This window comes from Sphingobacterium sp. DR205 (assembly GCF_011064245.1).
Classification (GTDB): domain Bacteria; phylum Bacteroidota; class Bacteroidia; order Sphingobacteriales; family Sphingobacteriaceae; genus Sphingobacterium; species Sphingobacterium athyrii.
Genome location: NZ_CP049333.1, coordinates 4,768,700 through 4,790,061 on the forward strand (window position 1 = coordinate 4,768,700; position 21,362 = coordinate 4,790,061).

General features: G+C 39.9%; 19 protein-coding genes. 5 read left to right on the forward strand and 14 right to left on the reverse strand.

What is annotated here, in order from left to right; translation table 11 throughout:
* Positions 1–756 precede the first annotated feature (756 nt).
* From G6053_RS20680 to G6053_RS20690, 3 genes are read right to left on the reverse strand one after another with little or no spacing between them, the layout of a single operon-like run.
* Positions 757–2,025: a Glu/Leu/Phe/Val dehydrogenase dimerization domain-containing protein gene (locus G6053_RS20680; protein ID WP_241254785.1), complete on the reverse strand. Its 1,269-nt coding sequence runs from the start codon at positions 2,023–2,025 to the stop codon at positions 757–759.
* Positions 1,997–3,124: a 4-hydroxyphenylpyruvate dioxygenase gene (gene hppD / locus G6053_RS20685; RefSeq protein ID WP_108633054.1), complete on the reverse strand. Its 1,128-nt coding sequence runs from the start codon at positions 3,122–3,124 to the stop codon at positions 1,997–1,999. Before hppD ends, G6053_RS20680 begins: the two co-directional genes overlap by 29 nt.
* Before the next feature lie 29 nt (positions 3,125–3,153).
* On the reverse strand, positions 3,154–4,311 hold the full coding sequence (locus G6053_RS20690; protein ID WP_165308259.1) for a homogentisate 1,2-dioxygenase: 1,158 nt from the start codon (positions 4,309–4,311) through the stop codon (positions 3,154–3,156).
* A gap of 313 nt (positions 4,312–4,624) precedes the next feature.
* Between G6053_RS20690 and G6053_RS20695 the strand changes: the two genes are divergently transcribed.
* The gene (locus tag G6053_RS20695; RefSeq protein ID WP_165308261.1) at positions 4,625–5,599 is read left to right on the forward strand and encodes a fumarylacetoacetate hydrolase family protein; all 975 of its coding nucleotides are present in this window, start codon (positions 4,625–4,627) and stop codon (positions 5,597–5,599) included.
* 13 nt (positions 5,600–5,612) lie between these two features.
* Positions 5,613–6,515, forward strand: coding sequence for a flavin reductase family protein (locus tag G6053_RS20700; protein WP_165308263.1), 903 nt, complete (start codon positions 5,613–5,615; stop codon positions 6,513–6,515).
* Positions 6,516–6,617: 102 nt separating this feature from the next.
* Here the strand turns inward: G6053_RS20700 and G6053_RS20705 are convergent, their stop codons facing one another.
* From G6053_RS20705 to G6053_RS20750, 10 genes are all read right to left on the reverse strand, one after another.
* A complete protein-coding gene (locus G6053_RS20705; RefSeq protein WP_165308264.1) occupies positions 6,618–8,246 on the reverse strand; it encodes an NAD(P)/FAD-dependent oxidoreductase in 1,629 nt (542 codons plus the stop codon).
* Positions 8,224–9,738: a polyamine aminopropyltransferase gene (locus G6053_RS20710; RefSeq protein WP_165308265.1), complete on the reverse strand. Its 1,515-nt coding sequence runs from the start codon at positions 9,736–9,738 to the stop codon at positions 8,224–8,226. Before G6053_RS20710 ends, G6053_RS20705 begins: the two co-directional genes overlap by 23 nt.
* Positions 9,731–9,949, reverse strand: a complete 219-nt coding sequence (locus G6053_RS20715; protein WP_108633048.1) for a DUF350 domain-containing protein — start codon at positions 9,947–9,949, stop codon at positions 9,731–9,733. The genes G6053_RS20710 and G6053_RS20715 overlap by 8 nt, the downstream gene beginning before the upstream one ends.
* 14 nt (positions 9,950–9,963) lie before the next feature.
* Positions 9,964–11,400: a hypothetical protein gene (locus G6053_RS20720; protein WP_165308266.1), complete on the reverse strand. Its 1,437-nt coding sequence runs from the start codon at positions 11,398–11,400 to the stop codon at positions 9,964–9,966.
* A 3-nt stretch (positions 11,401–11,403) separates the two neighbouring features.
* Positions 11,404–11,763, reverse strand: coding sequence for an S-adenosylmethionine decarboxylase (locus G6053_RS20725; RefSeq protein WP_206531789.1), 360 nt, complete (start codon positions 11,761–11,763; stop codon positions 11,404–11,406).
* Between the two features lie 81 nt (positions 11,764–11,844).
* Positions 11,845–13,602 carry an aromatic amino acid hydroxylase gene (locus tag G6053_RS20730; RefSeq protein WP_165308268.1) on the reverse strand — a complete coding sequence of 586 codons (1,758 nt, stop codon included), beginning with the start codon at positions 13,600–13,602 and terminating at the stop codon, positions 11,845–11,847.
* Between the two features lie 132 nt (positions 13,603–13,734).
* The gene (gene tyrS, locus G6053_RS20735) at positions 13,735–14,937 is read right to left on the reverse strand and encodes a tyrosine--tRNA ligase (protein ID WP_165308269.1); all 1,203 of its coding nucleotides are present in this window, start codon (positions 14,935–14,937) and stop codon (positions 13,735–13,737) included.
* A 269-nt stretch (positions 14,938–15,206) separates the two neighbouring features.
* Positions 15,207–16,076, reverse strand: coding sequence for a hypothetical protein (locus tag G6053_RS20740; protein WP_165308270.1), 870 nt, complete (start codon positions 16,074–16,076; stop codon positions 15,207–15,209).
* A 176-nt stretch (positions 16,077–16,252) separates the two neighbouring features.
* Positions 16,253–16,672: an SH3 domain-containing protein gene (locus G6053_RS20745; protein WP_165308272.1), complete on the reverse strand. Its 420-nt coding sequence runs from the start codon at positions 16,670–16,672 to the stop codon at positions 16,253–16,255.
* Between the two features lie 13 nt (positions 16,673–16,685).
* Positions 16,686–17,162, reverse strand: a complete 477-nt coding sequence (locus G6053_RS20750) for a BON domain-containing protein (protein ID WP_241254786.1) — start codon at positions 17,160–17,162, stop codon at positions 16,686–16,688.
* A gap of 212 nt (positions 17,163–17,374) precedes the next feature.
* On the opposite strand from G6053_RS20750, the gene G6053_RS20755 reads away from it, so the two are divergent.
* Both G6053_RS20755 and G6053_RS20760 read left to right on the forward strand, forming a co-directional pair.
* A complete protein-coding gene (locus tag G6053_RS20755) occupies positions 17,375–18,478 on the forward strand; it encodes a DUF695 domain-containing protein (protein WP_165308273.1) in 1,104 nt (367 codons plus the stop codon).
* 61 nt (positions 18,479–18,539) lie between these two features.
* Complete coding sequence (locus G6053_RS20760; RefSeq protein WP_165308274.1) at positions 18,540–19,163, forward strand: murein L,D-transpeptidase catalytic domain-containing protein; 624 nt, start codon at positions 18,540–18,542, stop codon at positions 19,161–19,163.
* Here G6053_RS20760 and G6053_RS20765 read toward each other — a convergent pair.
* The gene (locus G6053_RS20765) at positions 19,157–20,665 is read right to left on the reverse strand and encodes a hypothetical protein (RefSeq protein WP_108633038.1); all 1,509 of its coding nucleotides are present in this window, start codon (positions 20,663–20,665) and stop codon (positions 19,157–19,159) included. The two genes, G6053_RS20760 and G6053_RS20765, sit on opposite strands and share 7 nt — an antisense overlap.
* 160 nt (positions 20,666–20,825) lie before the next feature.
* Here G6053_RS20765 and yiaA point away from each other — a divergent pair, with 160 nt between their 5' ends.
* The gene (yiaA, locus tag G6053_RS20770) at positions 20,826–21,275 is read left to right on the forward strand and encodes an inner membrane protein YiaA (RefSeq protein WP_241254787.1); all 450 of its coding nucleotides are present in this window, start codon (positions 20,826–20,828) and stop codon (positions 21,273–21,275) included.
* Positions 21,276–21,362: the final 87 nt, after the last annotated feature.

Below are 21,362 nucleotides of genomic sequence, written 5' to 3' on the forward strand. Positions count from 1 at the left end.
CTCACTCTGCTTAAGTAAACGTTTACAGGCAATAAAAGGTTTGAAAAATAAAATAACAGGTTAAGGTTAAAGTCTCTTGCCTATCGCCTGTATATATAAAGCGTTAAAAATCGTTAAACCGGCAGGTCGATTTATGCCTTGGCATTCTTATTGAAAGTTATTTACTAGTTTCATAAATTTAGGTTAATAATTAGTTAGTTTATAAAAAACCTGTTAGTCCCCGCTAACAGGTTTTTTATTTTTCTAATACGAAAAGAAGATGTTTTGCTATAAAGTCTTACCGAAAATCAATATAGAAATACTAAAAAATGTTAAAAAATCCAGAAAAGTGAAAATAGTTGAAACATTTTATGTTGAGATCACGTTATACTTGTACTTTTCATAAATTTAGGTTAATAATTGGTTAGGAAAACTCCTGTTGCTCCCCGCTTCAGGAGTTTCTGTTTATCAGTATCTTAAACAATAAAAAATGGTAAAAATTCTCAATACCCTACAAACCTTAATCCGACTGTAACTGATCACGATTCAATCGAGAATTAACTTTTAAGAATCAACGATATGAGGTGTTTGTCCAAATTGGAAGCGAAATCATAAGTTAACAAAAAAATGACAATTTATTCATCTTAGGTAAATAAGTTTTGGCACAGGTATTGCACTGTTTTAAGCATTCATAAATTTAGGTTAATAATTGGTTAGTTAAAACACTTGAAGTTCCCCGCTTCAAGTGTTTTTCGTTTAACGACTCCTGTAAAAGAATTAAATCAGTTGTTTTAAGGCAATTTCATATGCTCTAGAAGAAATCTGTGTGCGATCGGCGGAAGAATCTCTTATCTTTTTCAAAGCCTCAAAAATCACCTTTGAAACATCAGAGAAGATCGCATCATCACTCATTTCTATATTCCGTTGCATTAAATAGGCGAACACCCGTGCCATACCGCAATTCGCAATAAAATCAGGTATCACCGCAACATGCTGATCCGCAAACTCCATCACTGGACCATAGAATATTTCCTGATCAGCAAAAGGTACATTTGCGCCAGAAGCAATGACTTCAAGCCCGTTTTCCATGAGCTGTTGGATCTGATCTTTGGAAACCAACCGTGATGCAGCTGCCGGGACAAAGATATCCGTCCTCAATCCCCATATTTCCTTCTGAATCTGTTCAAATGAAATCAAATCAGGTGAATTCAGTTCATTTCCCCTACGATCCAGAAATAAGTGCGTAATTTCTGCTTCGCTAAAACCTTCACGATTGATTAAACCACCGGCCCGATCAATAATTCCGACAATTTTCACCCCCAGCTTAGAGAGGTAAAAAGCCGCGGCGGCAGCAACATTTCCCCAGCCCTGAATAACTGCACGTTTTCCTTTACAGTCACTGCCAAAAAGCTGATAATAATGACGGATAGATTCGGCGACTCCATAGCCTGTTATCATATCTGCAACCTTATATTTACGCTTTAAATCCGGACTATAGGTATTGTCCTCCAATACTTTGGAAACGCCATAGCGCAACTGTCCTATTTGGTGGATACGGTTGCTCTCATTTACCTTAAAATGTCCATTCAAGATTCCTTCCTGCGGATGCCATAGCCCATATTCTTCGGTCAATGGAATGACATCATGGATTTCATCGATATTAAGATCCCCTCCTGTCCCATAGTAATTTTTTAATAGCGGTGTTACTACTTTAAACCAACGGTCTAAAACCTCATTTTTGCGTGGGTCATGTGGATCAAAGTCAATACCAGATTTGGCACCACCAATAGCGGGACCTGAAACCGTGAACTTTACTTCCATTGTTTTGGCAAGGGACTCTACTTCATGCCGATCCAGGCCTGCCCGCATCCGTGTACCTCCACCTGCTGCACCACCCCGCAACGAATTGATAACAATCCATCCTTTGGCATCAGTTTCACTATCTTTCCACTCAAATACGATTTCTGGACTCCTGTGCTCAAATGCGCGCAATAATTCTTTCATACCCAACATATCCTTATAGATTACCTCTGCGTTCCTGCTCACGTTCGATTGCTTCAAAAAGTGCCTTAAAATTACCTGCACCAAAACTCTGGGCTCCTTTTCGCTGAATAATCTCATAGAACAAGGTAGGTCGGTCTTCTACAGGTTTGGTAAAAATTTGGAGTAGATACCCCTCTTCGTCACGATCGACCAAAATACCCAGTTCTTGGATGATCCGGATTTCCTCATCTATCGTTCCGACCCTTTCCGGTAGCATGTCATAGTATGCTTCGGGAGGAGCTCCCAGAAATTCGACACCTCGGGATTTGAGTTCCCTCACTGTACGTACAATATCCTTCGTCGCCAATGCCGCATGCTGCACACCTTCACCTTCATAGTATTCAAGATACTCCTCGATTTGAGATTTCTTTTTCCCCTCCGCAGGCTCATTGATCGGAAACTTTACATAACCATTGCCATTACTCATCACCTTGCTCATCAATGCCGAATATTCAGTATTGATCTGCTTATCATCAAAGGACAAGATGTTGACAAAGCCCATCACATCCTGATACCATTGGACCGTTTCATTCATTTTATTCCAGCCTACATTGCCTACACAATGATCGACATAGAGCAAACCAGTCTCTGCAGGGTTATAGTCGCTTTCCCATTTTTCATATCCGGGCATAAATAAACCACTGTAGTTTTTTCGCTCTACAAAGAGGTGTACCGTTTCTCCATAGGTGTATATCCCTGCAGTCCAGACCTCCCCTTGTTCATCTTTGAGAAGTTGCGGTTCTTGATAAACCTTTGCTCCCCTTTTGGTCGTCTCTTCAAATGATTTTCGGGCGTCATCGACCCATAAAGCTAATATTTTGACACCGTCGCCATGCTTTTTGACATGTTCCGCGATAGGATGGTCCGATTTAAGTGCCGTAGTCAGCACCAAGCGAATTTTATCTTGTTTTAAGACATAAGACGCCCGGTCCCTAATACCGGTCTCTGGCCCTGCATAAGCCTCCGACTGAAAACCGAAGGCTGTTTTGTAGTAATGTGCAGCCTGCTTCGCATTCCCCACATAAAATTCAATGTAATCAGTTCCATTAATAGGTAGAAAATCTTGCGCTTGGGCAATCTTCTCTGCAAATGTATTTGCCATAATTTATATAAAGGTTATTCGTATTTAACTTAACTCATCCAGGATTTAAAGTAATCGGGATCTTCAATTTTTAACGCTTCTTCGGTCAGCATCAGGGGACGGAAAGGATCGATCATGACCGCTAGTTCCTCGGTTTTAACTTGTCCAATACTTTTTTCGACCGTACCGGGGTGTGGTCCATGCGGAATACCGCCCGGATGTAATGTAATCTGTCCTTTTTCAACCGATTTCCGGCTCATAAAATCACCATCCACATAATATAGCACTTCATCTGAGTCTACATTGCTGTGGTTATAAGGCGCAGGTACAGCTTTTGGATGATAGTCATACAGACGTGGACAAAAACTGCACAACACAAAGGTATCGGTCTCAAAAGTCTGATGAACAGGTGGTGGTTGATGCAATTTTCCGGTAATTGGCATAAAGTCATGAATGGAAAATGCCCAAGGGAAATGATAGCCATCCCAACCAATAAAATCAAAAGGGTGGCTTCCATAGATATATGGATAAATCAATCCCTGTTTCTTGATTTTCACCTCAAAATCACCAAGCTGGTCAAAAGTTTCCAGATCCTGTGGTACACGGATATCACGTTCGAAAAAAGGAGCATGCTCCATCAGCTGACCAAATTCATTCCGATACCGCTTTGGCGTACGTACCGGGGAAAACGATTCAACAATAAATAATCTGTTGTCAGTCTGATCAAATTCCATCTGGTAAATTGTGCCCCTAGGGACAACCAAATAGTCACCATACTGAAAGGGGATGCTTCCGTATCCCGTCTTGAGTTTCCCTGTTCCATGGTGCACGAAAATAATCTCATCGGCCTGGCTATTTTTATAAAAATAATCCGTCATGGACTGACGGGGGGCAGCCAGTGAAATGTGTAGATCCTGGTTGACCAGAACAGGTGTGCGGCTTTCCAGGTAATCATCTTTGGCCTGAACCTGAAATCCTCTTAAACTGGTATGTTTAAGATGTTTTTCACGGGCAATCTTTGGAGTAACATCATAAGGTTCACGGATCTGTTTGACCAACGTAGGCGGGTGGCAATGATACACGAGCGAATAAAGACTGGAAAAGCCATGGGTAGAAACCAGTTCTTCCGCATAAAGCGTGTGATCGGGCTTTCTAAAAACAGTATGTCGCTGTGCTGGAATTTGCCCTTGTTTAACATAAAATGGCATAATTCTACGATTTAAAACGGTTATAAAAAATAAATGAATATCAACGTTGCCAATAGCATCGATTGGCAAAAAATTCGAAGGGATTAGTATTGGGCAAAAATGATATCAGCTATAATTGCTCTATTAAAAGCAATATAGGGCATGGATGACGCAAAGCGATGTATTCCACGATTGATCATTTTTACTAGTTTATAATGTTATAATAAAGGTAAGAATATTTTTCTGTTTTCAAGGGAAGAAATATTTTTTTCAAAACTTATACGATATATTTGTGTCGCATTCAAAGATTGAATAACCAATAGAATATTCCGATATGAGAATTGTTACGTGCACGAAAAATGGCCAACATGAATTAGGTATTATAATCAATGACCGGGTATACACCTGCTCGGAGATAGCCCCTTCCCTTCCGACCGATATGGCTGATTTTTTGATCCGTGGAGATGAAGCCATAAATGATTTAAAGTATTATCAAAGTGCATTGCTGGAGGGACGGATGTCCAGACCTTACCAGTTATTGCAAAATATTCAGCTTGTTGCACCGATACCGCATCCTACATCAGTGCGTGATGCCTATGCTTTTCGGCAGCACGTAGCGACGTCAAGAAGAAACCGCGGACTGGATATGATTCCTGAATTCGATGAATTTCCTGTTTTTTACTTCTCCAATCATCAGGCCATACAAGGTCCCGGTCCGATACAATGTATGCCGCTGCATCTTGAACAACTGGATTTTGAACTTGAAGTGGCCATCGTGATCAATAAAACAGGTATAAATATCCCTGCCTCAGAGGCTGATAAATATATTGCCGGATACATGATCATGAATGATTTTAGCGCACGAAAATTCCAGATGGACGAGATGAAATTAAGCTTGGGGCCCGCCAAAGGAAAGGATTTTGCTACGGCAATTGGTCCATGGTTAGTCACCAAGGACGAATTGGAACCCTATAAAATTAAATCTTCAGCGGATCATATTGGTGATCGATATAATCTCGATATGTCATGCCGCGTGAACGGTCAACAGGTTTCTTCCGGTAATTTTGCTACGATGCACTGGACATTTGCCGAAATTATCGAACGCGTCTCCTATGGTGTACGTCTCTTTCCGGGTGATGTGATCGGTTCGGGAACAGTTGGAACAGGATGTTTTTTAGAACTCAACGGCACTGGGCGCATGGAGAATCCCGCTCATCAGGATCAATGGCTACAGGTAGGCGATCAGGTCGAGCTGGAAGTAACAGGTCTGGGCAAGCTTTCCAATTCCGTAGTATTATACCACCAATAAATCTATTCAAAAAATGAATTCTTCTTCTTTCGATACAGTCACTTTTGAATCCTCGGCTGATAAAGCCATCATTGATAATTTAATCAAATATGCCATTGCACCTCGTCCCATCTGTTTTGCGAGTACCATCGATGCGGCGGGCAATGTTAACCTGAGTCCTTTCAGCTACTTTAACCTGATGTCACACCAACCACCAATATGCGTATTCTCACCTTTGCGTCGCATGCGTGATGGCAGTACCAAACATACACTGGACAATATTCAGGAGGTCAATGAGGTTGTCATCAATATCGTAAACTATGCGATGGTACAGCAACAGTCACTGGCCAGTACAGAGTATAGCAAGGAGGTAAATGAATTTGACAAATCTGGGTTTACACCGATCCCATCATTACATGTTCGCCCACCACGGGTAGCGGAATCTCCGGTTCAACTGGAATGTCGTGTGAGAGAAGTGATCGCCCTAAGTGACGAACCCGGAGCAGGAAATCTCGTTATTGCGGAAGTACTCTATATGCATGTGCACAAAGAACTCTTGCACAAAAACAATACGATAAAACAAGAGGAACTAGATCTGGTCGCTCGTCTCGGCGGCGACTGGTACTGCCGTGTAACCAATGAAAACCTCTTTATTGTTCCTAAACCACTGCGCAGTCTGGGGATTGGCGTAGATCAGCTGCCCCAAAGTATTCGCCTTTCCAAAGTACTTACCGGAAACCATCTCGGGTTATTGGCCAATGTAGAATCCTTACCAGTTCTAGAGCAAGCCACCCAAGAGGATAAATATTTAAACTACCTCCGGCTGAATTTTCAACAAGGTTCACCGCAATTGACACAAAAAGTACATGCTTACGCTGCGCAATTATTGGATACGGAGCAATTAGACAAAGCATGGCAGGTACTATTAAGCCTATAAAAAGTTTCGTTGCATAATACTACAAATAAGCAAACCTATAAAAATATCGGGTACGCAATACCTATAGCAGCCCGACAGAAATCCGGAAGCATAGACCGACAGCTATGCTTCTTTTTGACCAAGGTCAGCGAAAACCTGATCGGCTACGGTGATTCCCTGGTAAAAGGCTTCCTCAAAAATAGATATACCACTTAAATCAGAATGTGCAAAATAGACTTTATCAGCAATAGGTTTTGTCAATTCAGCACGCGCATTGTCTGATAGAAAACCACTGACAGGGCTTATCATGCCATGTCCGTGTCGAAAGACTTCTATACTAATGACTTCATTTTCTATGCCATAATGCGCCTTCTCAAGATCTTCCAAAATAAACTCTTTCCATTGCTGGTCTGTCCACTGATATAGCTGTTTCCGGTTTCCGTTGAGGTCCCCATCTCCCAGACTATGATAATAGGTAATCACAAAAGGGCTTTGCAACTGATTTAGGCTCTGGTGTTGATCATACACATAACCCAATCCCTTTCCGTTATAAATAATATTTTCCCAGGAAAGTGTCGCACCATCTGCAAAAGGGAAACGATGCAATACAATCGTCGCTACGATCCAAGGTGCATAATGAAATTTTTTCGTCAATGCCGTACGGTTTGGCAACAGATACTGATTGACAAATTGTGGGCAGCAATTGATCACCTTCTGGGCTTTAATGGTCTTTGACAATTTCGTTTTATCATCGAAGACGGACACTTCCACAGCATCTTGCCCTACATGTATCTGATAAGCCAGATGTTGATTCAATACCCTACCATCCGCATATTTTTTTAAATGGCTGACCAATCGTCCATTCCCTTCTTGCCAGGTGAGCACCAGATCCTGGTAGGCAGACCAATCGTGCTTTCGGCTCGCAAAGTAATGTATAGCAGCAAAAGCAGAAGTGGCCGCGATACCCGTTCCATAGTCGTCACGGCAACAGTAGTTCACATAACTAAACACAGGTTCCGTCTTATACCCCTCTGATTCCATCCATGAACGCATCGTCAGGACATCTAATCTTTTGAGATCGGCCGACTGCGAAGCATTGCGCATCGGGATATCAAAGACGTACTTTCCATCGCTACCTTTCAATTGCTTAAACTGACCCATCTGTGTCATAAAACGATCTATTTCGGCCGTCTCCTGCGGGGTTAATCCATAACTTGGAACAATGCCTTCCTGCCAGATGTTATGGATAAAAAGTCGTTCATGAGGCGCAAAGGACAATTGTTCCTCATCAAATAATGGAACACCCTCATTCGTCCAGCCGACGATAATTTTCGATTCCTCCAAAAACCGCAGGAGTTCCCTATTGGAAGCATTCGGAATAGGAAGATAATGTGCTCCTAACGGATAACGGCTATAATCATTCTCGCCATGACGCGCATTGCCCCCTACTTCAGATTCCATATCCAAAAGTAGAAAATCATTCATTCCCTTTTGTTGCAAACGATAGGCAGCAGATAGTCCGCTTACGCCACCACCGAGAATCAGAATAGGTATTTCAATAACTTCTGTAGATTTGGGAAAATCCGGGAATCGCATGCGGTGCCCCAAAATATGGTTTGTCCCTGTGAGACGCAAAAAAATACGGTTCATCTTTCTCTTACAGGCCTGAGCAAACTGCAGGCCGATTGCCCCCAAAAATGCAAGCTTGAGAAAACCACGCCGCGAGGGATTAAATCTTACTCCATTCTTCATCAAAATACCGCACTAAAATCTGATTGTCCAAACGGTTTATTTCTACATGATCCGCCCGCATGTCAGCCGGAAACTCTGTCAATTCCCCAAAATGATAGTTATAATAACGCAGTTTATCCACCCGTCGGGCAATACGCTTAAATTGCTGTGTCATATCTGCTGAAAATAGACAGAATCCCCATTCGCCAAAGGATGGCACATAGGTATGATAGGCGACAGTATTTGGAAAAACCGTGCTGATTGTCTCATGGATACACCAGTAAGATTTGGGTGCAAAATAAGGCGAAGTTGTCTGTACCGACACCATGGTATAGGGTGTCATGAAAGGTTGTAGACTTTGATAAAAACTTGTCGTATATAATTTTCCAAGACTATAGTTTGACGGATCCGGAAAATCTATAATCATGACATCGTATTTTTCCTTTGCAGATTTTGCCCAGATAAATGCATCCTGATTGATCACCTTTACTCTCGGGTCGTTCAGCGAGCCCTTGTTGTGACTGACCAGTAATTCATTTGTCTGGAACAATTTGGTCATACCCTCGTCCAGATCCACCAATGTAACCTTTTTTACACCTGGATATTTCAGAACCTCCCGGACGGCAAGTCCATCTCCACCGCCAAATACCAAGACATGCGATACATCTTTGGCCATAGACATCGCCGGATGCACCAAAACCTCATGATACCGATATTCATCTTTGGTGTTGAACTGTAAATTATTGTTCAGAAACAATTGATATTCGCCCTTGCTCTCCGTCAGAACAATACGTTGATAGGGTGTAGAATGCTTATAGACAATATTATTCCCATATAATTGACTTTCGGAATATTTAAGCAAATCATCGGAATAAAAAAATACAACCGAAAGCAATACCAGACAAACTAGTGACTTAGCTTTAATCCAGTTAGGATTTTTAAGTCTTTTAGCAAGATAGAATGATAGAAAGACGCCTACTAAAATATTAATGATCCCAAAAAACAGGGATGTTCCCATCACGCCCAGCCTCGGAATCAGCAGGATAGGAAACAGTACCGAAGCGATCAATGCGCCGATATAATCAAAAGCAAATACATTGGAAACCAAGTCCCTAAACTGAACCCTATCTTTTAGAATATTCATCAATAAGGGTATCTCCATACCGCAGAGACAGCCTGTCAGAAAAACAAAGAAATAGAGTACAAATTGAAAGTGTTCAACCTGCTGAAATAGTAAAAATAAAACGACAGAACTGCAACCGCCAATGACCCCGATCAAGAGCTCAATATCAATAAACCGGTCAAAGAGGTTTTTGGTGATGTACTTCGCTAAAAAAGATCCCACCCCCATCGAGAACAGGTAGGTACCGATAATAAATGAAAACTGCTTGACTGAATCTCCCAATAAATAGCTCGCCAATGCACCCGCAACCAGCTCGTAAATAAGCCCGCAAGTTGCAATGACAAATACCGCAAATAAGAGAAAAATGGGCAGATTGCTCTTTTTACCCATGTATTGCCGCAGCTATTATAATCGATATGCCTAATATAAAAGCCGCAAAAACAATCGCTAAAGCTATATTCTTGTTCTTTACGATCTCCTGCCAAGATTGTTCCGGTGTCAATCGCTCGATAAGCCAATAGGCCAATAACAATACAGCAATTCCAATAAGCGAATAAATCAATGATGCTGCAATTCCTTTATAAAACAATTCGTAATTCATTTTTATATTAATTTTTATTTATGACCTGAACCATATCCACTATAACTACCTCCGCTACCATAAAAGGATCGACGATAATGCGATCTTGATCCTGTATAAGTATGGTCTTCCAAGGTGCTCGTCCGCATTGTAGTCTTACAATCTGTAGAGGAATTTACAAATAGGTTAACAGCAACAAAAAAGGCAAAAAAAGCAACTAAAGCTACACCCAGCCGATCAAATTTTAAGATATCGAAATAACCTAAACCTTCAGCCCTAGCGACAAAATCTTTATTTTTAATCGCCAGAATATTATGTCTAAAAATCCCCACAAGGAAAACAATGCCCACCAAACAAAGAATCAAAAAGGTATAACTGGTACCTCCGTATGTTAATTTATAGTCCTCTGTGAGTTCAAAATTAACATCCATATCGGCGGCACCATTGGTTGAAGAGGTCACAAAAACCAGGTGATAGATCCCGGGTTGGATACGACAAAAATCGACAGTCAATCCACTGGCATAATTAACATCATTATTCTCGTGAACAGCTGTACCAGACTCAATAATCTCATTTGTCTTTTCATTGACCAATTTGATCATCAGCTGGATAGGATGGCTTTTAGATTCAGATATTCCCTCCAGGACCAGCTTCTTGGGTTTATCGCCTTTTAATTCGAAAGAGGCGCCGACAAATTCCGAGTTTGCCTTTTTTCCGGGGAATTTTTCATCAAACTTATACGTATCCTTACCGATCTGTCCCCAGTTTAAAACCCAGAATAGAGCTGCCAATAGCAAAACAGCAAAGACACCAATATTTCTCAGCTTCGTCCCTACAATCTCCTTTTTGGCAATATAGTCGTTATAGGTGTCAAAAATTTTATAATAGCTCTCATCCTCCAGGTAAATTCCCTGATAATACTGTACATCGTTATCAATAAATTCCTGAGAAATAAAACGATCCTCATTAACTGTTTGAATATAGGTAAGGGTCGTTGACATCGATTCCAGATCTTCAAATACAAAGCCCTCCGCATAGACAACAGTTTGCTCCTCGGTATACTCCAGATCATAGTGTCTATTACCAAACTTACAGGTGTTGCCTTTCGGTAAAAGCGTCACCTGCTCTCGATCAATGGTATGTAAGGCACAAGCATAGTCTACGCCATCGCTGAAATAAATATCGTCTTGATTCGCGTTTAACCCCACAAACTCATTTCCATATTCGCCGCTTTTTGTAAAGCGCTGTATCTTGGAGATAATATAATAACTATTTCTCTTGAATTGAACGGATTCACCTAACGTAGCCCATTGCATGGCTAAAGGGGCCGAAAATTCCTTCGCATACGTTAAGGTTTCAACTGTCTTACCTTTAAAATAACTATGGCATTTTGCACAAACGAAACCTGAAAAGTCGGTTACCTCGATCTTAAATCGGTGTGCATGGCCACATTTTTTACATATTACGTCCATAAACTACCGATTAACCACAGTTTCGTTAATAACTATCGCATTAAAATAAGTTTTGAAGAGCTTACCCAAATGCAAAACTTTTTCACTGTTATCTTTTAGATAATTACAGAGATAAACATCTAATGTCAATTGTCCAAATTCCGGCCAGGTATGGATACAGATATGGGATTCCATTAAACAAATAGCAGCGGTAAATCCACCGCCCTGAAAAGAATGGGTGGAAATACCTACAATTTGCAAATTATGGACATTCATCTGCTTTTTGGTAAATTCCAAAAAAGCATCTATGGTTGTCAATAACGATACCTCCTCTACCTGCAATGTCATCAACAGGTGTTTTCCGGGAGTATACTTTTCGTTCATCAGAAATAACTGGATAAATTAAACGTTCCAAATATAAAAAGTTTTACCAGATTTTTATACTATGGGAATCAATCATTTCACTCAATGATTATTTAAGGGTTCTTCTTTCGCTACCCGGATACCGTCATCTATCAGCTTTTTCAAGTTGGGTCGTCTTGTAATAATATTTAGAAGCTTGCGTTCAGCACTTTCAGCTAAATCATAGGCATGATGTGCCCAAGCGATTTCGTAAAGCTCGACGAGCGCGAGCCAGTGATCTGTGGTGTCGGAATCCAGCTGACCAAAGATAGCCGTCCAATGCTCAGCATCAAAAGATCCCGAGCGGAGTGTTCCGATCTGTGCATGCAAGACAAGCAATTTTGAGTCTTCAATCTGCGTATACGATAAAACGGATGGCTTCTCCGTCTCTTCTTCAATAGACTCATAAGCATCTTTGTCGGCAGCCCCCGCAAATACTGAAATAATCTCGGTCCCTACAGCCATGTCGTAAACTCCCCATTCAGGTTTAAAATAAACTTCCCTCCGGTCATTTCGGTAGACTTCACAGTCATCAAATGAAATCAACACAACTTTACCCGCCTGACGTACAACCTTCAAAACAACGCCCTCAACTTCAACCCCTGAATAAAACCGTAAAGAACATCGCTTTCCTTGACTAATACCATAAGTGGTCAATTCTTCGTCTGAGAAATCCGCCAAATCTTTATTGCTATCTGCGAGAAGACCGACCGGAGAACCATAGCCCTCCCGATGATAATTTATTCCGTGTCCTTCTAATTGCTTCCCAGAACACGCCAATGCCGTGGGGCCTATTGTCTGTATGTAGGAAATAGATTGATCTGCATTCGCCGCCTTAAAAATACCTGACACCTGCAATCCAGAACTATAAACTGCAGTACATACAGCCTGACAGTTAATTGCTTTTTCCAAACTCTGATTACCTCCAAGCCGAAAAGCCATGCTATTAGCAAACTGATTCAGGACATCCATTAAATGTTCAAAATCGGGTGTTACAAACAACTGTGGCTGTGGCTTAGTGATATCATAGGTATATGCTACAGTATTTAAATCATAAGGGAGCTTAGGTACCGATTTCTGCATACAGCTGGCACTTTCACCAATGGAAGAGAGTAGCCCCGCACCATAAATCTTGGGATCTTCCAGACTACCGATCAGACCATACTCCACAGTCCACCAGTGCAATCTACTTAGCAAAGCCATTTCCGAAGGTTCGCCCATATTATCCTGGACAATCTTCAACCGGTTTTCAGCTTCCGCCAATTCGGTTTCGGTTGTGCCCGCATGCTCTTTTAAAATTGATAAATGGCGAATAGCCTCATATAATTCGAAGTCCTTCCGGGACGACAATGCTTTTGTTCCAATTTCACCAAAGTACTGCAAGTAAACCGCATAATCGGGCTCACCTATGATCGGTGCATGGCCAGAAGATTCATGAATGATATCTGGCGCAGGGGTATATTCAATATGTTCCAATTGTCGGATATCTGCGGCAATGACCAATACTCGATGCGCCTGAAATTCCATAAAAGCTGCCGGTGGTATAAATCCATCAACCGTTACAGCCCCCCAACCGATTAATTTCAAACTATCGTTCATTTGTTGCAGATCCGGTATGTGCGCAATGGAAAGCCCCGCTTTCTTCAATCCTGGTATGTATGGGTAATAAGCGACATCTTTTAAAAAGGAATAATTTTGGCGCATGACATAGCGCCACAAGGCTTGATCCAAAGCCGTATAACGTTCGTATTGCTGGGCGACTACATAGCGCTTTAAATGTTTGGGCAACTGCTCCAAAACAACATTATTATATGTTTCCATTTATAATTGGTATCAAAATAAAGTGTGAGACTTTGTATGAAGGTAGAAAATATTTATGGTTTCCGAAAGGGCAACTTTATATTCTCGTGCTTTTTTACAAAATATATCAAAGGTATGACTCATAAAACCTTCCTAAACAAATCTAAAAAAACTTCTTTTTCCTAATTTAATTCTAAAACCAGTCGTCAGGTCAATAGGCAGATCCGGATCCAGACATTTAGTCGAATCAATCTGAACTGCTCCTTCGGATATGAGTCTACGGACAGCGGACTTGCTCTGATCCTTTTTTAAAAAGTGACAAAGATCAACAAGCTTTGTAACAGGCCCCAATTGTGTCTTGGCAAGTGGCAGTGATACCTCTACAAAACTTTTATCATCAAAAGACTTTCGCTGAAATTGTTTGGCAAAAAAATCCGCTGCGTCCATTGCCGCCTGCTGGTCGTGATATTGACATACAAGATTATGTGCAATAAGCTTTTTGACTTCCATAGGATTTTCGCCCATTTCCATGCGTGACTTTAGCATTTTCTTTTCCGCCGCAGTAAAGTCTGTTGTGAGATCAATATAATCCGGGATTAAGCTGTCGGGAATAGACATTGCTTTGCCGAACATTTCATTCGGTTCATCCAACAGACCAATGGTATTGTGCAGTGATTTGCTCATTTTCTCCTTACCGTCCAATCCTCTGAGCAGTGGCATACAGAGCACAACCTGAGGATCCATACCGAAAGATTCCTGAAGCTGTCGCCCCATTGTACAATTAAACAATTGGTCTGTCCCCCCCATCTCAATATCGCTCCTGATGTGCACCGAATCATAACCTTGTAGTATCGGGTAGATAAGTTCATGCATGGCAATAGGCTGATTTTCCGTAAAACGCTTGTGAAAATCATGTCGTTGCATAAGCTGCGCTACTGTCACTTTTGAAACAAGCTGAATAACCTCCGAAAAATCCAATTTATCTAACCAATCGCCATTAAAGACAACCTTTGTCTTCGACATATCGATAATTTTGGCTAACTGTGCGATATAAGTAGCCGCATTGTCAGCTATTTTTTCCTGATTCAACGGTTTACGCGCTTTATTTTTGCCAGTTGGATCTCCTATCCGCGCAGTAAAACTCCCAACCAAAACGACGATTTGATGGCCCAATTCCTGAAATTGTTTTAGCTTTTTCAACACCACAGCGTGCCCCAGATGAAGATCCGGAGCAGTAGGATCAAAGCCCAGTTTAATAATCAGCGGACGCCCAGTTTCTTTAGATTGTTGCAATTTGGACTTCAGCCCATCCTTTGGCAACATAATTTCAATGTTTTCTTCTAAATCTGTTAACATAATGCTATAAAAACAAAAAAGCCCGAACGTTATGTTCGGGCTTAGCTATATAAATAATTAAATTTTCTAAATTTTAATAGGCATAAGGTTCCCGAACTACTATCGGGAGATAATAATTAAAGAAAAATGGAAGACGTAATATGTTGTTCATTTTCTTCATTGCCTAGGCAAAGGTAATGCTATAATTTTAAAATTCAAAAAAGGCGGTATAATACATGGTCAGCTTCTACCGAAGGTCGGGTTTTGCTTCCTACTGATCAAAAACGCTATTATACATTACTCCCGTCTGTCTTTTTCAAATTGCTGCCTTCACTTTTCTCCAGCAATTTACCCTCGGCATTATATACATATCTCTCAACTCGGCCATTTCGTTTTTTCTCAACAATTTTCTTCAATAATAATTGGTTCTTAAAATATTCCCTATAACTCGAACCATTGAATTTGTACAGTCTCTCGACAAGGTTATTATGCTGATATAAGTCGGTGTAATTGACTTTATCTTTTTTATAGGTATGTTTAAGTAGTTGGCCGTCCCTGTTGAACGACTTCGATTCGACGACCTGACCGACACAATCCAACTTCGCTTTATAAAGCAACTTGTTATCCAGGCCATACTCCGATTTACTGTGGTCAAACTCGTTTTCAACGATATAGTAGCTGTCAAAAAAAGTCTTTAACACTTTCTTCTTTCCTATATTAGGTTGATAAATCACTATCTTTTCCTGGCTGATTTTACCGTTTCGAAAATCGCGCTGTACACTTGAAGTATCCGTAATCGTATACTGAAAATCCATTACTGCATCCGCTTTCACCTCCATTTGCTGCATCACACCGTGCCTGACCTGGACCAAAGCACGCTTTCCTTCCTTTTCAATCTTAAAATTTCCATCCACTAAACCGTCTTTGTTGACCGCAATAAAGGCATTAGAGGGGCCCATAAATTGATTTTGCTGCACAATATATTTTCCTTGCTTCAATTTAGTGACCTGTCCTTTTTCAACGATGTTAATAGTATCTTTTGGAGATTCTGATAAATGTAACTGATACCTGTCTTTATCCAAACGAACATACTCCTGAGCTGCGGCTATTTGTCCCAACAAAGCAATACATGGGAACAAGAAAAATTTCAATTTCGACATATTGTAATAAGTTTGTTGCAAAACATATAGTACAATTATTACACCAAAAACTGCAAGTCCAGATGAAACTAAATTCAAACAGGGAATATAAAGCGCTAAAACAACAGCATACAGAAAAAAAAGGAGAAATATCCTTAAGATAGATCTCCCTATATTTTATTCAGGAACTGATCTTATTAGACCGACTCAAGGTATTGAGCATAACAGTACCCTTCTTCATTATCGTTGGTCCTCACCAACCACCATTGGTCGTTTGCTTTGCTAATCAATGTGATAATTTCACCCTTCGCTGCTTTTCCTACAATATGCTGGTCAGTTCCGGGGCCTTTTCGAATATTTAAGTTGCTATTCTCTGTGATTACCTTCACCTGGCTTCCGGGCACCTCTGTAGCCACATCAACATTTAAGACGACATCACCTGTCTGAAAGTTTGGATCTATATTTCCATAAATTTCCCACAGTTTATTTTTCGCATCAGCGGTAGGCGCAGTACCCCTAATCTGAAGCACACCGTCCATTTCAGCGTAATTCAGATCGTTAACTCCTGAAGATTGCGCAGTATCCAAAAGAACTTTATATTTTTCTTGTAATGACATAATTTTTGCTATTTTATTTTTTTACAACAATACCACTCAAATCCACTTTTTTTGGATTTAGATTATCCAAACCTTGTTTCAATGTAACAATCTTTGCCTGTTCCAACGTTCCTGTTACTGAAATAACCCCATCTTTAACGCTCGCCTGAACGGATGGAAAATCTTTCATAAACGTATTTACGGCTGCGCCAAGTGTAGCATCATTATTCGATACTGTAATAGGTGCCGGTGTTGCTGCAACAGGTGCACTCACAACGATATCATTTTGAATAGATTTGACATCCTTATCCCCTGCTGTTTTTGCGATCGATTCAATCTGTTGTTTTTCTTCCTCTGACGCTACAGTGCCGCTAAGGATTACCTTTCCTTTTTCGACCTCAACATCAACAGTTTTACGTCCCGTAAGTGCATTTTCTATCTTTTCCTCTAGTTTATCATCCGATAATCCTGATTTACATGCAGAAAAAGAAAGTGCTGCAGATGTTGCCAAAAGGCAAAATGTTAATTTGCAAAATTTCATATGCTCAATATTAATTTATAATTTCCAACAATATCCTTAACAAACTGCTCGATCAATTGTTTGTCAGATAATTTTTAAACAGCAAATCACTTGTTGGATCCTAATTATATCATTAATTTTAATAGCAAAGATGTAACAGTTTTTACATACGATATAGGGATTCAATCGAATAAATAGGAATTATGGGATTTTTGAACAATATTTTTGGTAAGAAAGAAAATAAAAAAGATAGTATACAGGATTTCTGGAATTGGTTTACAAAAAACGAGCAGGCTTTTTTCCAAACAGTAAAAAATAGTGATGATATCGATCAGAATTTTTTCAGCAAACTTTCTCCAAGAATTGACGCACTCCGAAAAGAGCTCTATTTTTTAACAGGAATGTATAACGATAATATAGCTGAACTTGTCATTACTCCTGATGGCGTTGTAAAAAATATCGCATTTGTTGAGGCCCTAGTTGATGCAGCGCCTCCCCTTCCAAACTGGAAATTCACGGCTTTAAAACCGGCAATCGAGGATATGGAGAAATTCAAAATAACAATGTATGGATTTTCCTTTGATATTAACACGATGTATTTTTACCCTATCGAGCATAGATATCGTCCCGATGATGTCGATATAATTATTGTCCACCCCGATTATACGGAAGAAAACAAAGCTAACATCGCTCATGGCGTTGAAATCTTCTTGGATAATTATATCGGCGAGCTAAATTCGATCATCACCATTGATAACTTAAATGTCACGTCAAGCCAACAAGCAACTGGAGAGCTCATCCCGCTGAACAAGTTAAAAGACTATTTAATATGGCGGGAAAAAGAATTTATTGAAAAATATACAGATATAAGACACGAAACCGAAAAAGATTCCTACGCTGCTTTTGAGGGTGTAATGGAAAATGACCTACCTATTTTAGCCATAATAAACACAACACTATTGGACTGGGACGGAAAGGCCTCACATCCCTGGATCGTAACATTACGGATCAATTATGACGGAACTGCCACAAACGGTATGCCTGACCAGAAAACATACGACTTAATGGATAAATTTGAGGATGAACTCATGGTTAGTCTTCCACATGATATTGGCTACCTCAATATTGGCCGGGAAACTGCGGACAATTTAAGGGAAGTTTATCTCGCTTGCACGGAATTTAGAAAATCCTCCCAAACGATAGATCAGCTAATAACACAGTATCAAAATCAGCTCCAGATAGACTATACAATCTATAAAGATAAATATTGGAAATCTTTTGAGCGATTTAACAGAACAGTGGAATAACGATATAAACCGCAAAAAATAGATAGGCATCCCTTTATAAACAAGAAATTATTTCTAATAAATGAATAAACTTATTGCGCTCATGATCATAATCGGGATCGGTTTAATCGCTTTCAAAATATCCCGAACTAACAACTGGTCCTTTGCAGAGCGCACTGAAAACACGACCTTATCAGACCAGGAGCGGTATAATAAAGCCTTCAATCGGGTCAAAAGCCTGGTTGAAAATAAAAAAAAATACAATGAAGAGATTGCTTTTCTTCTCGATATGAGAAGACCCTCAGGCAGGAATCGTTTTTTTGTTGTCGACCTTCAAAACAACCGGATACTGGATCAGGGTTTAGTGGCTCATGGCTCTGGCTCGGAAACCGGAAAAGCTGGTCAACTTCATTTCAGTAATACAGAAAACTCTTATGCTACTTCATTAGGCATGTACTCGATCGGCCCATCTTACAATGGCCACTTCGGAAAGGCTTATAAGTTATATGGACTTGAAGATTCCAATAGCAATGCCTATAGCAGAAACATTGTTTTGCATAAATACAATAGCATGCCCTATGATGAACAGGTTGCTTCCATATGTTTGAGCCAGGGCTGCCCGATGGTAAATGTAAAATTCTACGAAAGGTTGCAGGCTGTTATTGACCCTTCGCCAAAACAGATCATCTTGACTATTTATTATTGATCTTTTTTCAACTTCAATGTTCCGACCAGATGCAATAAAGCTTGATAAGGACTTTCCGATGTGATCAATGATTTTAACCAGGCAATAAATCCCAGCACAAATAAATCTTGATTTTCGTTATCTTGAGCCATGCTGTCAATGGCGGCGATAAAGGTTTTATTTTTCACCATCGCCGGGTTTTGGAGATACTTTTCAACCAGTCTTAAAAAATGGACAACGCGACCTTCCCGAACCGTCTCCAAGTATCTTCTATACCGACGCTTAAAGCTTTTCATACGCGAAACTGCAAGGTCAATATCCCCAAATTGAATATGGATCAATATCTCCAACAAACTCTTGCGGATCGTCCAGAGCATACCCATTTTCTTCTCATACCAAGCATCCGTCCTAATCATTTTCCTTAATTCTGTCAATGCTAGTTTATCTTGAAATTGCGTCAAAAACATAACTAGACATAATTGTAAGTCGGCAAGATCAGCTTCATTGGACTTCAATGTTGATTGCTGGATCCCAAGTCTTAAAATAGCAAGGGCCTGTACTCCTTCGCCCATATAATGGTAGTTTAAGGCCTTTAGTAAATAATAACGCAAATGAAATTGAGCACGAAGCACTGTCCCCGGAGGACAGCCTGCAATCAACTGTTCTAAATAGGTTAGACTTTCATCAAATAGCTTATTCCGTAAATTGAAATTTGCAAGGTAATAAAGGATATGCAGGTAGTAAAACGAGTGATGCACTGAATTTACCTTTTGCCTTGTTATAAATTCGTCACTTGTTTTCAAAAATGACCGAACCAACGCATAATTCTGATGGATCATTGCATACTCGTTAGCGATAAACAAAAGCTGATAAAGCGACTTAAAAGACAATAATTCATGTAATGAAATATCATATTTACCGATTGTATCAAGCACTAATTTATTCAGATCTACAATCTTCCCCTTTAAATGAATATCTTGCAATTCGACCCTGAGAATTGCATAAGCAATTTGAAACTTTGCTTCCTGCTGCATTTTATGCTGGTTTACTCTAAAACGATCCACCAATAGTTCTAATTCAGGATGAGATTCCAGATAGGCATATTGCAACCTAACTTGTAGGATTTCATTGAGCAGACTAAACTGCTCCAGAAGTAAAGCTTTATGCTCAGCCCGTTGTAAGCATTTAAAGCCCGGTTTTATCAGGTGATTTTCCAGTAGGAAACGGCCAACGATCAGCAATCTCAGCGCTTCATGCGCCTCACTATTATCGCGTTCAAAAGTCTTGTTTGAAATAAAAAATAAAAGACTATCATGTAATCTTTTCCTTAGTGCATGATAAGCATCTTTATTTTTTGAAGAACCATAAAGTTTTTTTAATCTATTTATATCATCAGTTTCTAAAATTTCAAACAACCTGATATTCTTGACATCGTTTCGTTTGTTTTTCTTTTTTAAAAACCCCTTAAACTCTTTAATATCTTCATTATTTAATATACCAATAAGTTCTGCAATTGAATCCATAACTTCAAATTTACATCAGAATCAAATCTAATAAATAAAAAAATATCATCAGTATTTTAAATAACTTGATTTTCTATTAGCTCAGATCCTTCTGATATTTGAATCAACAAATAACAAAAAACAACAATAAAAAATAAAAATTATGGAACCGCTAAAAAACATGATTGAAGAAAAAATTTCGAAAAAGGATTCAAACACAAGAAATCCTTTCAAACCAACAGGAGCGTTCATTGGCGCATCGTGGACCGCTTTGCTGGTTGGAACTATTGGTTACTGCATCGGGCTATGGAATGCCTCAATGGCATTAAATGAAAAAGGATATTATTTTACCATCCTATTGTTTGCCTTATTTGCAGTTATCTCTGTTCAGAAAAGTGTCAGAGATAAAGCCGAAGGGCTTGCCGTAACTGAACTTTATTACGGCTTAAGTTGGTTTGCAACCATTGCCGCCGTAGTCTTACTTGTGGTAGGATTATGGAACGCAGATTTGCTGCTGAGCGAAAAAGGGTTTTACGCCATGTCTTTTTCATTAAGTATATTCTCGGCGATTGCCGTTCAGAAAAACACACGGGACGCTAAGCTTATTGACGATAATGAAATAAAACTTTAGCGGTTTGCCTGTCCTGCGGCCGCTGCTTGGCACGCCGCAGGATTTATTGTAGATCACTAAAGAAAACAGAAAAAGGTCATATCAAAA